This is a genomic window from Paractinoplanes bogorensis (genome assembly GCF_018829635.1).
GTDB classification, from domain to species: domain Bacteria; phylum Actinomycetota; class Actinomycetes; order Mycobacteriales; family Micromonosporaceae; genus Actinoplanes; species Actinoplanes bogorensis.
Map to the genome: position 1 here is coordinate 606,043 of NZ_JAHKKG010000007.1, position 15,276 is coordinate 621,318.

Sequence of the window (15,276 nt, forward strand, 5' to 3'; positions counted from 1 at the left end):
AGGGGACATAGTGGTCTCTCGAAGTCGGCGGCTCCTGGCGGCTGCCGTAGCACTGACACTGCCGTTCCTCACGGCGATTCCGGCGCGGGCGGACGAAAGCAAGGCCCCCAGCGACGCCGTCATCGCCCAGTGGGGCACCGACGAACCCGCCGGCAACGAGCAGTACTACTTCGTCCTGCCCGACCGCTTCGCCAACGGCGACAAGTCCAACGACAAGGGCGGCCTCACCGGCGACCGGCTCAGCACCGGCCTCGACCCGGCCGACAAGGGCTTCTATCACGGCGGCGACCTGGCCGGCGTGATCGACAAGCTGGACTACATCCAGGGCCTCGGCACCACCGCGATCTGGCTCGCCCCGGTCTTCAAGAACCGGCCCGTTCAGGGCAGCGGCGACGACATCTCGGCCGGCTACCACGGTTACTGGATCACCGACTTCACTCAGGTCGACCCGCATTTCGGCACCAACGACGAGCTCAAGAAGCTGGTCCGGCTGGCCCATCAGCGCGGCCTCAAGGTGTATCTCGACATCATCGCCAACCACACGGCCGACGTCATTCGCTACGCCGAGAACAAATACGACTACATAGATAAAACCGTTTCCCCGTACGAGGATGCGCAAGGTCGCCCGTTCGACGACCGCCGCGGGGAGTTCCCGAAGGTGTCGGCCTCGTCGTTCCCGTACACGCCGGTCTTCCCGTCGGCGGCCGACAAGACGGTGAAGAAGCCCGCGTGGCTCAACGACCCGACGATGTACCACAACCGCGGCAACTCCACGTTCGCCGGCGAGAACAGCGAGTACGGCGACTTCTTCGGCCTCGACGATCTGTGGACCGAGCGGCCCGAGGTGGTGCGCGGGCTCACCGACATCTACGCGTGGTGGATCGCGCAGACCGGCATCGACGGCTACCGCCTCGACACCGTCAAGCACGTGAACCTCGACTTCTGGCCCCAGTTCAGTGCGGGCATCGAGAAGGCGGCCGCCCGTACGGGGAAGAAGGATTTCTTCATGTTCGGCGAGGTGTACAGCGCCGACCAGGAGGTCGAGTCGACCTACGTGCGCCAGGGGAAGCTGCCCGCCACTCTGGACTTCTCGTTCCAGGAGGCGGCCAAGAACTTCGTGGCCGGCGACGGGTCGGCCCAGGCGCTCGCGGATCTCTACGCCAAGGACGACCTCTACACCGCGCGTGACACGAACGCCGGGCGCCTGCCAACCTTCCTCGGCAACCACGACATGGGCCGGATCGGGTCGTTCCTCAAGGGCGACGACGCGCTCCGACGTGATCAGCTCGCGCACGAACTGATGTTCCTGACCCGCGGGCAGCCGGTCGTCTACTCCGGCGACGAGCAGGGTTTCACCGGGCCGGGCGGCGACAAGGACGCGCGGCAGGACATGTTCGCGTCCAAGACGGCCGACTACCTCGACGACGACCTGATCGGCACCGACCGCACGCACGCGGTCGACAACTACAACACCGCGCATCCGCTCTACAAGACGATCGCGTCGCTGGGTGCGCTGCGGAAGGCCAACTCGGCGTTGCGCGGGGGAGTGCAGGTCACCCGGCATGCGGCCGACGGCGTTTTCGCGGCTTCGCGCCTCGACCCGGCCCAGCGCGTCGAGTACGTGGTGGCGGCGAACAGTGGGACGACCGCCAAGACGGTCACGATCGACACGTGGTCGGCCTCGACTGGCTTCCGGGGCATTTACGGAATTTCCGACACGGTGCAGGCGGCGGGAGACGGGAAGCTCGTTATCAACGTGCCGCCGTTGTCTTCTGTCGCGCTAAAAGCTGATAAATCGGTCAAGGGAAGTAGCTCTGCGCCGACCGTGACCTTCAGTTCGCCTACGGCGGGCGGGCTGGCGCCGACCCGCGCCGAGCTGGGAGCCTCCGTCAGCGGGGATCCGCTGTCGACGGTCACGTTCGCGGCGCAGGTCGGCGACGGCCCGTGGCAGCTCGTCGGCACGGCCACGAACAGCGGGGCCGGCGCCTATTCGGCCTACCACGATCTGACCGGGCTGGCCGGGGGCACGACCGTGCGCTACAAGGCGGTCGTTCGCGACGGCAAGGGCAAGCTCGCCTCGGCGACCACGAGCATCAAGGTGGGCACGGCGGTCGAGGCGACCAGCCCCGACTACGCCGTCGTGCACTATCAGCGGCCGGCCGGGGGCTACGACGACTACGGGCTCTATGTGTTCGGTGATGTCGACCCGTCGATGACGACCACCTGGCCGGCCGGGCAGCCGTTCGTGGGCGAGGACGCGTACGGGAAATTCGCCTATGTGAAGCTGGCGCCGAACGCCAGGAACGTGGGCTTCATCGTGGTCAGCAAGGACGGTGTGAAGGATGTCGAAGCCGATCGCACCTTCGACCCGTCGCAGAGCGGCGAGATCTGGCTGAAGCAGGGCGACCCCGCGATCACCACCACGCCACCGGCCGCGTCGCCGGACACCACGACCGCGACCATCCACTATCGACGGACCGACGGTGACTACGCGGGATGGGGTCTGCACGTCTGGGACGGCGCGGCGACCGGCACCGACTGGGCGTCACCGCTGCCGCCGACCGGCACCGACTCGTTCGGCGCCTATTGGAAGGTGCCCCTCGCGGCCGGAGCGACGGCGCTGAAGTACATCATCCACAAGGGCGACGAGAAGGATCTGCCGACCGATCAGCAGCTCACGTTCGCCGACGGCGGGCACGAGATCTGGTTGCTGGCCGGGGTTCCGACGCGCTTGGCGCCGGTCGTGAAGAAGACCGGCTCGGGTGGGGTGGTCGACACGACGAAGTCGTCCGCGGTGTGGCTCGATCGGGGCACGATCGCGTGGGCGCGCAACGGCTCCACCGACGGCAAGGTGTACGACCTGGCCTACGCGCCGGACGGGGTCGGTGACCTGACCGGCACCTACAAGCAGGTCCGGCTCGCCGCCGTGGACGGGCTGACCGACGCGCAGCGAGCCAAGTTCCCGCACCTGTGGCAGTACGACGCGTTCCGGCTGCCTCCGGGCGTGGACGTGAAGGAGGTGCTGCGCGGCCAGGTCGTGGTCACCGAGCGGGACGCGACCGGCAAGCTGCTCGCCGCGACCGGGGTGCAGCTCGCCGGGGTGCTGGACGACGTCTACGCCTCGGCGGCGGCGGGGGCCCAGCTCGGGCCGGTCGGCACCACGCTGTCGGTGTGGGCGCCCACCGCGCGGAAGGTCGACCTGCAGCTGTTCGACACCGCCGAATCGGGGCCGTCGATCGTGGCGATGCGGCGCGACGACCGTACGGGAATCTGGTCGGTGAAGGGTCCGTCGAGCTGGAAGGGCAAGTACTACCAGTATCGGGTCACGGCGTGGCAGCCGGCGGCTCAGCGCCAGTTCACCGCCGCGGTCACCGACCCGTACTCGCTGGGGTTGTCGACCGACTCGAAGCTGAGCCGGATCGTCGACCTGACCGACCCGGCGCTGGCCCCGGCGGGCTGGAACTCGCTGCGCAAGCCGGCGGCCGTCCCGAGTGCGAAGATTCAGATCTCCGAGTTGTCGGTGCGCGATTTCTCGATGGCCGACAAGACGGTCCCGGCTGCGCAGCGTGGAACGTTCCAGGCCTTCACGAACCCGTCGACCGACGGTATGAAGCACCTGACCGCGCTGGCCGATTCCGGCGTCACGCACCTGCATCTGTTGCCGGTGTTCGACTTCGCGACGATTCCCGAGAAGCGCGCCGACCAGATGGTGCCCGCGTGTGACCTGGCTTCGCTGCCGCCCGACTCCGAAGAGCAGCAGAAGTGTGTCGCCGCGGTGGCCGCCACCGACGGCTACAACTGGGGCTACGACCCGCTGCACTACACGGTTCCCGAGGGTGGTTACGCGGCCGATCCTACGCAGCGCACCAAGGAATTCCGGCAGATGGTGGCCGGGGTGAACAAGGCCGGGCTGCGCGTGGTCATGGACGTCGTCTACAACCACACGTCGGCCGCCGGCAACGACCCGAACTCGGTGCTCGACCAGATCGTGCCCGGCTACTACCAGCGGCTGCTGGCCGACGGCACGGTGGCGAACTCGACCTGCTGCGCCAACACGGCCACCGAGAACGCGATGATGGGCAAGCTGGTCGTCGACTCGATCGTCACCTGGGCGCGGGCCTACAAGGTCGACGGTTTCCGGTTCGACCTGATGGGCCATCACCCGAAGGCCAACATCCTGGCCGTACGGGCCGCGCTCGACCGGCTGACCCTGGCCCGAGACGGCGTCGACGGCAAGAACATCAACCTGTACGGCGAGGGCTGGGACTTCGGGGAGGTGGCCGGCAACGCGCGCTTCGTGCAGGCGACGCAGGCCAACATGGCCGGGACCGGGATCGCCACCTTCAACGACCGGTTGCGCGATGCCGTACGCGGGGGTGGGCCGTTCGACGAGAACCCGCGGGTGCAGGGCTTCGCCACGGGGTTGCTGTCGGCCCCGAACGGCGACGCGGTCAACGGAACCGAGGCGGAGCAGAAGGCGCGGCTGCTGCACTACCAGGATCTGATCAAGGTGGGGCTGAGCGGCAACCTTTTGTCCTACAAGTTCGTGGCGTCCTCGGGTGCGACCGTCACCGGCGCGCAGGTCGACTACAACGGCTCGCCGGCCGGATACACGGCGGCGCCGGGGGAGGCGATCACCTACGTCGACGCGCACGACAACGAGATCCTGTACGACGCCATGGCGTTCAAGCTTCCCCAGGCCACGTCCGGTGTCGAGCGGGCCCGCGCGCAGTCGGTCGCGCTCGCCACAACGGCGTTGGGGCAGGGCGCCGGGTTCGTGACGACCGGCACCGAGCGGCTGCGGTCCAAGTCGCTCGACCGGAACTCGTACAACTCGGGAGACTGGTTCAACCAGATCATCTGGGACTGTGCGGACGGCAACGGCTTTGGACGGGGTCTTCCACCCGCGACCGACAACGCCGACAAGTGGCCTATTTCCCAGCCGCTGCTCGCCGACCCGCAGCTGGTGCCGACTTGTGCCGACGTGGCACTGGCCGACGCCCGCTATCAGGAACTGCTGAAGATCCGCGGCTCGTCGCCGGTCTTCGGCCTGCCGACCGCCGCCGAGGTGCAGAAGAGGCTGTCGTTCCCGCTCTCCGGCGCGGCCGAGACCCCGGGGGTCGTCACGATGACCCTGGACGGACGGGGAATCGACCGCAACTGGAAGTCGGTGACGGTGGTCTTCAACGGCACCTCGGCGGCCACCACCCAGACCGTCCCGGCCCTGGCCGGTAAGGCGGTCACGCTCCACCCGGTGCAGCGGAACTCGGCCGATCCGCTGGTCCGCACGGCCACCTTCACCCGGGCGACGGGCGCGCTGACCGTCCCCGCCCGCACGGTGTCGGTGTTCGTGGAGAGCTAGGTAACCGCGATGGAGTCGGCCGCGAGTCTGGCCCGCAGGCTCGCGACCGGCTCCGGCCGGCCCAGGTGATAGCCCTGGGCGAACCGGTCACCCATCTCCACCAGCAGGTCGGCCTGTTCCTCGGTCTCCACGCCCTCGACCACCACCTTGAGCCCGAGCGTGGTGCCGAGTTGCAGGACCGCGCTGACCAGCTCCTGCTGCCGCTCGTTGCCGACGATCCCGGTGATGAACGAGCGGTCCACCTTGAGGACGTCGACCGGGATGTCGCGCAGATAGCCGAGCGACGAGTATCCCGTGCCGAAGTCGTCGATGGCGATCCGGACGCCCAGTTCGCGCAGCTCGTCCAGGCGCTCCGAGGTGACCGCGATGTCGCGCATGAGCACGGTCTCGGTCAGTTCGAGCACCAGACATTCGGGCGGCAGCCCGGTGCTCGACAGCGAATAGGCCACCCGGTCGGTCAGGTCCGGCACCTCGAGGTTGGCCGCCGACAGGTTGACGCTGACCCATTTCGGCGCGGTCTCCGGCGAGCTCTCCCGCCACTCCTGCACGGCCCGGCAGGCCTCGGTCAGCATCCACCGGTCGATCTCGGTGATCAGCCCGGTCTCCTCGGCCAGCGGAATGAACGCCCCCGGTTGCTGGAGACCGTGCTCCGGGTCCTCCCAGCGGACCAGCGCCTCGACCCCGCGCAGTTGCCGCGTCGCGATCTCGACCACCGGCTGCAGGTGCAGGCGCAGCTCGCCGCGGTGCACCGCCTCGCGCAGCCGGGTCTCCTGGTCCAGCCGGTCGAGCAGCTGTTCGTGCATGCGCGTCTCGAACACCTGATAGCAGGCCCGACCGGCCGCCTTCGCGGCATACATCGCGACGTCCGCGTTGCGCAGCACCTCGTCGGCGTCCGTGTAGCGCTCGGCGCCGGGCAGCACCCCGACGCTCACGCTCACCGTCGCCTCCCGGTGCTGCAGGAGGAACGGCCGGCTCAGCGCGTCGACACAGGCCTGGGCCCACCGCTCCGGGTCCTCGGGATCCTCCAGCAGCACGGCGAACTCGTCGCCGCCGAGCCGGGCCACCGTGTCGTGCGGCCGCAGAGCCGCGGTCAGCCTCTCCGCGGCGGTGCGCAGCAGCAGATCGCCGGCGTTGTGGCCCAGGCTGTCGTTGATCTTTTTGAAGCCGTCGAGGTCGAGGTAGAGCACGGCGATGTCGGCTCCCCGGCCGGTCCGGGCCCGGGTCATCGCGTGATCGATCCGGTCGAGCAGCAGTTTGCGGTTGGGCAGGTCGGTCAGCCCGTCGTGCAGGGCCTGGTGACGCAGGTCGTGCTCGAGCGCCCGCTGCCGGCTCACGTCGCGCAGCACCACCACGCCGCCGATCTGCCGCCCGTCCTTCTCGATCGCGCTCACCGTGTAGGCGACCCGCACCGACGTGCCGTCCGGCCGGTCGACGGTGATCTCGGCCCGTTCGACGTCGGGCAGCAGGCTCGTGGCCTCCCGGCCGAGCAACCCCTCGGCCCCGAGACCGGTGAGCCGTCCCGCCGCCTCGTTGGCGAAGGTGATGCGGCCCTCGGCGTCGACGCCGCAGATGCCCTCACCGGCGTTGGCCAGGATGCTGTCGGTGTACTCCTTGGCCAGGATCTCGCGGGCCGAGGCGTCCAGGCGGGCGGCCATGTCGTTGAAGGCGTTCCCGAGCCGGGAGATCTCGTCGCGCCGGCCCAGCGACACCCGGGACGTGTAGTCGCCGTCGCGGATGCTCTCCACCGCCCCGGTCAGCCGCCGGATCCGGCGGGTGATCGACTCCGCGGTGACCACGCCCAGCACCAGCACGAGCAGGATGCAGAGGACACCGGCGATCACGATGATCGACTCGGCGTGGCCGGTGACCGCCTCCATCTGATCGAGCAGCGGGGTGTATTCGAGGATGACCGCGCCCTCGGTGACGCCGCCCGCGCCGATCACCGGCACGACCACCTGCTGGATGCCCTCGGGATAGTCGACGCTCGTCTCGACGAAGACCCGCGACCGGCCGTCCGCGATCGTGCGGCCGACCTGGTTGCCGGTGTCGTGGTCGAACGGCAGGCCGATGTTCTGCGGCACGGCGTCGGCCAGGATCATCTTCCGCGTGTCGACCACCACGATGTCCCGGTCCTGCAGATCATGCAGTCTTTCCAGATACGCGATGAGCGCGGCCGGACGGTCGATCAGGCCTTCCTCGGCGCCCCCGGCCGGGCCGAACGCCACGTCCTTGGCGATGCCGCGGGCCACCTGATCGGCCTCGGTGACCGCGGCCTGATGCGTGGTCTCGGCGTCGGTGCGCAGCACGACGGCCCCGGTCACGGTGACCATGGCGGCCACCGTGAGGAAGCCGCCGAGCAGCTTTTGCCGTACGTTCATCCCGCCGCGTCCCGTTCTGTCCGGGTGGTCGTCCCCTTTCCCTGTTCGGCCGGGAACGCGGCGGCGTGAGGCGTTGTCGCCAGTCCCGGCGACACCGACAGCTCAGGGGGCCGCGACAGGCTCCCGGTCCGGTTCGGCGGCGGGAGCGGGCTGGCGGGTCTTGTTGTAGAGGCCGATGGCCACCGCGACCACGACGGCGGCGCCCGAGACGATGCCGACGACCGTGGTGGGCAGGTCGAACAGCTTCATGGCGCTGGCCAGCAGCACGATCACCAGGGCGGCGCGGACCAGCCCGCCCGGGGCCCGGGACGAGATGCGCGAGCCGATCAGCACACCCGGGATCGAGCCGATCAGCACCGCCGCGGCCAGGTCGAGGTGCAGGTCGCCGAAGAAGGCGTGGCCCAGTGCGGCCGCGGTGACCAGCGGGATGGCCTGCACCAGGTCGGTGCCGACCAGCTTGTTGGCGCGCAGCGTGGGATAGAGGGCCAGCAGCGCCACGATGATCAGCGAGCCCGAGCCGACCGAGGTCAGGCCCACGACCAGTCCGCCCAGCGCGCCGAGCAGGGCGGTGGGCAGCGGCTTGACGGTGATCTCGGCGTCTTCCGAGTCGCCCTGCTTGCGGCTGACCCAGGCCTTGAGCAGCAGCCCGCCCGCGGCCAGCACCAGAGCGACGCCGAGCGCGATCCGGATCGTCTGCTGCACCGCCTCGTCGTCGCCGAGCAGGCGCAGCAACAGCACGCCGAGGAACGCGGCCGGCACGCTGCCCACGCACAGCCAGCGGACGAGGGCCCAGTTGACCGTGCCGCGGCGGGCGTGCACCCAGCCGCCGAACGGCTTCATGACCGCGCTGGCGGCCAGGTCGCTGGAGACCGCGGCCACCGGCGGAACGCCGAAGAACAGCACCAGAATGGGCGTCATCAGGGCGCCGCCACCCATGCCGGTCAGCCCGACGACGATGCCGACGCCGAGCCCGGCGAGCGCAAGAGTCCAGTCCACGGCCACGAGTCTCGGCGACGATCCCCCACCTTGTCCACTAAATCAGTGGACTTTGTCGAGTTTCCCATCCCCCGGGAACCGGCCGTACGGTGAAGCGTTGCCGAACATCGTTCGCGGGGTCACACCGGCGGCGCGCGGACTGATAGACCGAGGTGCATGACTGCCTCATCGAGCGGGACCAATGCGGTCGACCGCCGCACGGTTCTGCTTCTCGCCGGCGCCGGAGCGGTGGCCGCCGCGGCCGCCCCGAGTCCCGCACGCGCCGCCGCTGCCACCGTCTTCCAGCACGGCCTGGCCTCGGGCGACCCGACCCCGGGCGGCGTCCTGCTCTGGACCCGCGTCACCACCGGGAGCACCGGAGCAGCGGACGTCGGCTGGCAGGTCGCGGCCGACGCCGGCTTCACCTCCGTCCTGCAGACCGGGACGTTCACCACCGGCCCCGAGCGCGACTACACGGTCAAGGTCGACATCGCCGGGCTCGCCGCCGGCACCACCTACTGGTACCGCTTCGGCTACGCGGGCGAATGGTCCCCGGTCGGGCGGACGATGACCGCGCCGGCCCCCACCGACGCCATCACCCGGCTCAAGATGGGGGTCGTGAGCTGCGCGAACTGGGAGGCCGGCTACTTCTCGGCCTACCGCCACCTGGCCGCGCGGGGCGACCTCAACCTGGTCGTGCACCTCGGCGACTACCTGTACGAGTACGGCTCGGGCGAGTTCGACGCCGGCGGCAAGGTCGTGCGGGCCACCAGGCCGGCCCACGAGACGCTCACGCTGGCCGACTACCGGACCCGCCACGCGCAGTACAAGACCGACCCCGACCTGCAGGCCCTGCACGCCTCGGTGCCGTGGATCATCACGTGGGACGACCACGAGGTGGCCAACGACATGTGGAGCGGCGGCGCCGAGAACCACACGCCGGGCACCGAGGGCGGCTTCGCGGCGCGGGTGGCAGCGGCCCGGCAGGCGTACGCGGAATGGATGCCCGTCCGGCTCGCCGAGGACGGGCACATCTACCGCCGGCTGCGCTACGGCACCCTGCTCGAGCTGTCGATGCTCGACCTGCGCACCTACCGCTCGGAGCAGGCGAGCGGCACGGCCGTCGACGACCCCGGCCGTACGATCACCGGCGCCGCCCAGATGTCGTGGCTGCTCGACGGCCTGACCGGCTCGAACTCGGCCTGGAAGCTGGTCGGCAACCCGGTGATGATCTCCCGGCTCGACGTCGGCGCGCTGCCGGCCTGGCTGCTCGGCCCGCTCGGCGAGCTGATCGGCGTGCCGCAGAACGGGCTCGTGCTCAACGGCGACCAGTGGGACGGCTACAACGCCGACCGCGGAAAGCTGGTCGACGTCCTGCTGAGAAACAAGATCAAGGATGTCGTCTTCCTGACCGGCGACATCCACACGAGCTGGGCCAACGAGCTGACGACCAAGGCCACCGGTACGTCGAGCCCGGCCGCCGCCGAGTTCGTGGTGCCCTCGGTGACCAGCGACAACGTCAACGACTTCCTCGGTACGAGCCCGGGCGGCCCGCTCAGCCTACTCGCCGGTTCGCTCATCCGGGGCACCAACCCGCACGTCAAGTGGGTCGAGACCGACGGGCACGGTTTCGGCGTGCTCGAGGTGACCTCGGCCCGCTGCCGCATGGACTGGTATCACCTGGCCGACCGCACCAAGCGCGACAGCACCGCCAAGTGGGTGCAGGGCTGGTCGGTCGGCCGGGGTTCTTCGAAGATCCGAAAGGAGCCGGCCCCGTCATGAATCGTCTCGCCGTTCTCAGTCTGCTCGTCTCCGCGGCCGTCGTGCCCGTCGGCGCGGCCGCACAAGCCGCTCCGGCGTCGAACTCCGCCGGCGCGACGCGAGGGGCCGCGGGCAACTGCGCTCCCGGTGTCTCCGCCGTCTCGTTCAGCGACGCGCTCGACAAGGTCGTCCGCGACGGCGTGACCGTCGGTGGCCTGTCCAGCCTGGCCTGGGACAAGCGCACCCGCTCGTGGGCATCGACGGTCGACAACCGCGGCACCGAGCCCGCCCGCATCTGGTTCTTCCGCGATCCGGCGAACCCGAAGCTGATCGGCGACCCGCTCATCCTGCGCAAGCCCGACGGTTCCCCGTACGACGGTGTCACCGCCGACGACGAAGGTCTGGTCGTTCTCGCGAACGGCGATTTCGTGGTCAGTTCCGAGGTCGAGCCGGCCATCCGGATCTTCGGCCGGGACGGGGTCGAGAAGGCGTCACTGCCGGTACCCGCCCGCTTTGTCGCGGAAAAGACAGTCAACGCCACGCTCGAAGGCCTGACCATCATGCCGGACGGGAACCGGATCATCGCGGCCATGGAGGGCGCGCTGTCGGGGGACACGGATGCGGCCCTGCACCGCTTCCTGGTCTACGAGCGCCGCCACAACCAGTGGAAGCTGTCGAAGCAAATCGCCTACCGCACCGAGCCGGGGCTGCGCGTCCCGGAAGTGACCGCGTACGGGAAAAACTCTCTTCTGGTCATGGAGGCCAGCTTCACCGCAGGCGTCGGCAACACTGTGAAGCTGTACGCCGTCCCGACGATCAAGCACGCGCCGGACGTAAGTCAGGTCGCCGATCTGGCCACCCTGCCGCCGCGCGCGGTGCCGGCCAAGAAGCTGGTCGTCGACCTAGTCAACTGCCCGACCCTGGGTGCGACGGCCAAGCAGCCGCAGCCCAATCCTCTGCTCGACAACTACGAGGCGATGGCCCTCGACGGCAACCGGCTGCACATCCTGAGCGACGACAACTTCGGCGCCACCCAGATCACCCGCCTGCTCACTCTCAAGGTCAAACTGCCTTCCTGATTTCCCCGTACGCACCGGCGCCGTCCTCGCTCGAGGGCGGCGCCGTTCGCTGCGTCACAATCGACAGCGGAGATCGCGATCGCGGGGCGGGAGGCGTAGTGTACGAAACGGTTTCGTTTCGCAAAGGTTTGACGACGGGGGCCGACCATGGCTGAGCAGGCGCGAACCGCCTCGCCGGCCGGGCGCTCCCGGCGACTCGACGGCGAGCGTGAGCAGGCGATCCTGCGCGCCGCCTACGAGTTGCTGAGTGAGACGGGCTATCAGGGCCTGCGGGTGGACGCGGTGGCCGCCCGGGCCCAGGCCAGCAAGGCGACCCTCTACCGGCACTGGCCGACCAAGGCCGACCTGGTGATCGACGCCGTGCGGGCGTGCAAGGCGGCCGACGCGCCGTTGCCCGACACCGGATCGCTCCGCGGCGACCTGGTGGCCTGGTTCGACGACATGGCCTGCATGATCCGGAGCGAGGAGGGGCCTCTCCTCGCCGGCCTGTTCATGGCCCTGCACACCGACCCCGACCTGGCCGCGCATCTGCGTCAGATGCGTGAGTCGAAGGCCCCGCTCGCGGAAGCCATCTGCGCGCGCGCCGAGGCCCGTGGTGAGCTGCGCCCCGGCTACGACGCCGGGCTGATCGAGGAAATCGTCCCGGCCATGGTCTTCATGCGCGGGTTCGCCCTGGGCGAGCCGGTCGACCAGGCCTTCCTCGACCACCTGGTCGACGACATCATCCTGCCCCTGCTCGAGCGCTGACCCCGTCGGTTCTTACTGCATCCCGCCCGCTTCCGCTTTCCAGCACCCGTGTCGCTGACACCGGTGGATCTCCGCATGCCCTTTGGGGGACCTCTCATGTCCGTATCGACTCCTGACGCCGCCGTTCCGCCGGATATTTCGCCCAAGTCGCGAAACCGGTGGCTGGCCCTGGCCGTCATCGCCGTCTCCCAGCTGCTGATCGTGCTCGACGCCACGATCGTCAACATCGCCCTGCCCACCGCCCAGGTCGCGCTGCACATCAGCGACGCCGACCGGCAGTGGATGATCACCGCCTACACCCTCGCCTTCGGCGGCCTGCTGCTGCTCGGCGGCCGGATCGCCGACTACACCGGGCGCAAGCGGGCCTTCATCATCGGCCTGCTCGGCTTCGCCGCCGCCTCCGGACTGGGCGGCCTGGCCACCAACGCCGAGACGCTGTTCGCCGCCCGCGCCCTGCAGGGTGCCTTCGGCGCGCTCATGGCCCCGGCCGCGTTGTCGCTGCTCACGGTCACCTTCACCGAGGCCCGGGAGCGGGCCCGGGCGTTCGGCGTCTACGGCGCCATCGCCGGTGGTGGCGGCGCCGTCGGCCTGCTGCTGGGCGGGCTGCTGACCGAGTACGCCTCCTGGCGCTGGACCCTGCTGGTCAGCGCGCCCATCGCGATCGTCGCCGCGCTGGCCGCCGTCCGCTTCGTCGGCGAGAGCCGGGCCGAGGGCAACACCCGCTACGACCTGCCCGGTGCCTTCACCTCGACCGCCGGCCTGGTCGCCCTCGTGTACGGCTTCACCAAGGCCAGCGAGGACGGCTGGAGCTCGCCCGTCACCGTCGCCTGGCTGATCGCGGCCGTGCTGCTGCTCGTCTCGTTCGTGGTGATCGAACTGCGCAGCTCGCACCCGCTGCTGCCGATGCGGGTCATCCTCGACCGCAACCGCGGCGGCGCCTACATCGCGGCGCTGCTGATCGGGTCCGGCCTGTTCGGCATGTTCCTGTTCCTGACGTTCTACCTGCAGCTCACCCTGGGCTACTCGGCCCTGATGACCGGCGTCGCGTTCCTGCCGTTCACGTTCGGCATCATCGCCGGCGCCGGGTTCTCGGCCCAGCTGCAGACCCGGATCGGCCCGCGCATCCTGATGACCGGTGGTCTGCTGCTGGCCGCGATCGGCATGGTGATGCTGACCCGGATCGGCGTGGACACCGGATTCTGGACCCACGTCTTCCCGGCCGAGCTGGTGCTCAGCTTCGGCATGGGCGTCACCTTCGGACCGATGTCCAACACCGCCCTGGTCGGGGTGGCCGGTCACGACGCCGGCGTGGCCAGCGCGATGATCAACACGACGCAGCAGATCGGTGGTTCGCTCGGCACGGCTCTGCTCAACACCATCTTCACCTCGGCCGTGGCCGGCTACCTGGTCGACCACCGTGCCGACGCGGCCAACCCGGACTTCCAGGCGGTCGCGACGGTGCACAGCTACACGGTGGCCTTCTGGGTCAGCGCGGCGTTGATCGGTCTGGCCGCGCTGACCTCGTTCGTCCTGGTCCGCGCGGACCGCTCGGACGCGCCCAGCGGTATGCCGGTCGCCGTCTGACGTCAGCGCGGAGGCGCCGGCGTCAGAGCAGCGCCTGAGCCGTCTCCACGATGGTGGTCTCGGCGTCGCGGGGTTTCCAGTCGAGTCGCTTCGCCCGGTCGTTGTGAATGACCGGGCGGGGCGGCTCGTCGCCGGGCGCCTCGGTCGTCGGGGGAGTGGTGAGCCCGAGCCGGCGCCGCAGGATCTCCGCCACTTCGAGGAAGCTCCAGGTGGAACCGTCCGAGACGGCCAGGAACCGGTGGCCGGCCGCATCCGGCGCGGCCATCGCCCGTACGTGCAGATCGGCTACGTCGCGGACGTCGGCGATGCCGAACCGTTGCCGCGGCGCGACGGTCATCGTGCCGTCGAGCATCGCGCCGATCAGACTCATCGACGAGCCCCGGTCGGCGGTCAGTGGCGGCCCGAAGATCGCGGTCGGGTTGACGACGACCAGCTCGGTGCTGCCCTTGTCGAGGTCCCAGGCGGCGCGCTCGGCGATCGTCTTGGACCGGGGATAGGGCGCCAGGCCGGGCGTGTCCGGATCGGTCCAGTCGTCTTCGGTGAATTCCCGCACGGGTTTGGGGGAGTAGCCGACGGCCGCGAACGACGAGGTCAGCACGACCCGCCGCGCGCCGGCGTCGCGGGCCGCCCGCAGCACCCGCAGCGTGCCCTCGCGGGCGGGCACGATCAGGTCGTCCGGGTTCTCGGGTTGGGTCACCGGGATCGGCGAGGCCACGTGGTGCACCTCGGCGCAGCCGTCCACGGCGGCGGCCCACCCGTCGTCCGACATCAGGTCGGCGACCACCACCTCGAGCGGCCCGGGTCCGACGGCCGCACGCAGGGCGGCCTCGCGGGACCGGGAGCGAACTGTGGTGCGTACGGGCTGATCGTCTCGCAGCAGCCGGGCGATCAGGTGACTGGCCAGATAGCCGGAACCGCCGGTGACCAGGGTCGTGTTCATCGTGTCATCACTCCCATGCGGGCGATCGTTTCGGGCATCCGGCGGGACAGGTCGTCCACGGCGGCCGCGTCACCGCGGTGCCGGGCGTCCCACAGCGCCGCCTTGTCGCGCAGGTAGCCGAGCCGGGCCTGCTGGGCGGCGATCTCGGCCTCGATCCGCTCGGCGTGCCGCAGCAGCAGGTCGCGCTGCTCGGCCGCGGCGGGCAGCCCGACCGCGCGGTTGGCCAGATAGGTGCGCATCTCCTCGATGCCGACGCCGACGGCGCGCAGGCAGCTCAGCACCTCGAGGGTGTCGATGTCGCCGGGGCCGTAGCGGCGGTGGCCGCTGTGCTCGTCGCGGCTGATCGGGCCGATCAGCCCGACGTCCTCGTAGTAGCGCAGCGTGGGCTCGCTCAGCCCGCTGTGCCGCGCCGCGTCCTGGATGGTGAACGTTGGTGCCATGCGTCCAGCG

The 15,276-nt window shown here is 70.0% G+C and carries 9 protein-coding genes; 5 read left to right on the forward strand and 4 right to left on the reverse strand.

Going from position 1 to position 15,276, the window contains the following annotated elements:
• Positions 1–10: 10 nt before the first annotated feature.
• Complete coding sequence (gene pulA, locus KOI35_RS25340; RefSeq protein WP_215790735.1) at positions 11–5,362, forward strand: pullulanase-type alpha-1,6-glucosidase; 5,352 nt, start codon at positions 11–13, stop codon at positions 5,360–5,362.
• On the opposite strand, the gene KOI35_RS48455 is transcribed toward pulA, so the two are convergent.
• Together KOI35_RS48455 and KOI35_RS25350 are read right to left on the reverse strand one after the other, a co-directional pair.
• Positions 5,359–7,740: an EAL domain-containing protein gene (locus tag KOI35_RS48455; RefSeq protein ID WP_215790737.1), complete on the reverse strand. Its 2,382-nt coding sequence runs from the start codon at positions 7,738–7,740 to the stop codon at positions 5,359–5,361. The two genes, pulA and KOI35_RS48455, sit on opposite strands and share 4 nt — an antisense overlap.
• 102 nt (positions 7,741–7,842) lie before the next feature.
• On the reverse strand, positions 7,843–8,736 hold the full coding sequence (locus tag KOI35_RS25350) for a sulfite exporter TauE/SafE family protein (protein ID WP_215790739.1): 894 nt from the start codon (positions 8,734–8,736) through the stop codon (positions 7,843–7,845).
• 156 nt (positions 8,737–8,892) lie between these two features.
• On the opposite strand from KOI35_RS25350, the gene KOI35_RS25355 reads away from it, so the two are divergent.
• The 4 genes from KOI35_RS25355 to KOI35_RS25370 all read left to right on the forward strand — a co-directional run bounded on the left by KOI35_RS25355 (position 8,893) and on the right by KOI35_RS25370 (position 13,886).
• Entirely contained in the window at positions 8,893–10,497 is a 1,605-nt protein-coding gene (locus tag KOI35_RS25355; RefSeq protein WP_215790741.1) for an alkaline phosphatase D family protein, read from the forward strand.
• Positions 10,494–11,555: an esterase-like activity of phytase family protein gene (locus KOI35_RS25360; protein ID WP_215790743.1), complete on the forward strand. Its 1,062-nt coding sequence runs from the start codon at positions 10,494–10,496 to the stop codon at positions 11,553–11,555. Before KOI35_RS25355 ends, KOI35_RS25360 begins: the two co-directional genes overlap by 4 nt.
• Positions 11,556–11,702: 147 nt before the next feature.
• Positions 11,703–12,302: a TetR/AcrR family transcriptional regulator gene (locus KOI35_RS25365; RefSeq protein WP_215790745.1), complete on the forward strand. Its 600-nt coding sequence runs from the start codon at positions 11,703–11,705 to the stop codon at positions 12,300–12,302.
• A gap of 96 nt (positions 12,303–12,398) precedes the next feature.
• Positions 12,399–13,886, forward strand: a complete 1,488-nt coding sequence (locus tag KOI35_RS25370; RefSeq protein ID WP_215790747.1) for an MFS transporter — start codon at positions 12,399–12,401, stop codon at positions 13,884–13,886.
• Positions 13,887–13,908: 22 nt separating this feature from the next.
• On the opposite strand, the gene KOI35_RS25375 is transcribed toward KOI35_RS25370, so the two are convergent.
• Positions 13,909–14,826, reverse strand: a complete 918-nt coding sequence (locus KOI35_RS25375) for an NAD-dependent epimerase/dehydratase family protein (protein WP_215790749.1) — start codon at positions 14,824–14,826, stop codon at positions 13,909–13,911.
• Positions 14,823–15,266, reverse strand: a complete 444-nt coding sequence (locus tag KOI35_RS25380; protein WP_215790752.1) for a MerR family transcriptional regulator — start codon at positions 15,264–15,266, stop codon at positions 14,823–14,825. Before KOI35_RS25380 ends, KOI35_RS25375 begins: the two co-directional genes overlap by 4 nt.
• Positions 15,267–15,276: the final 10 nt, after the last annotated feature.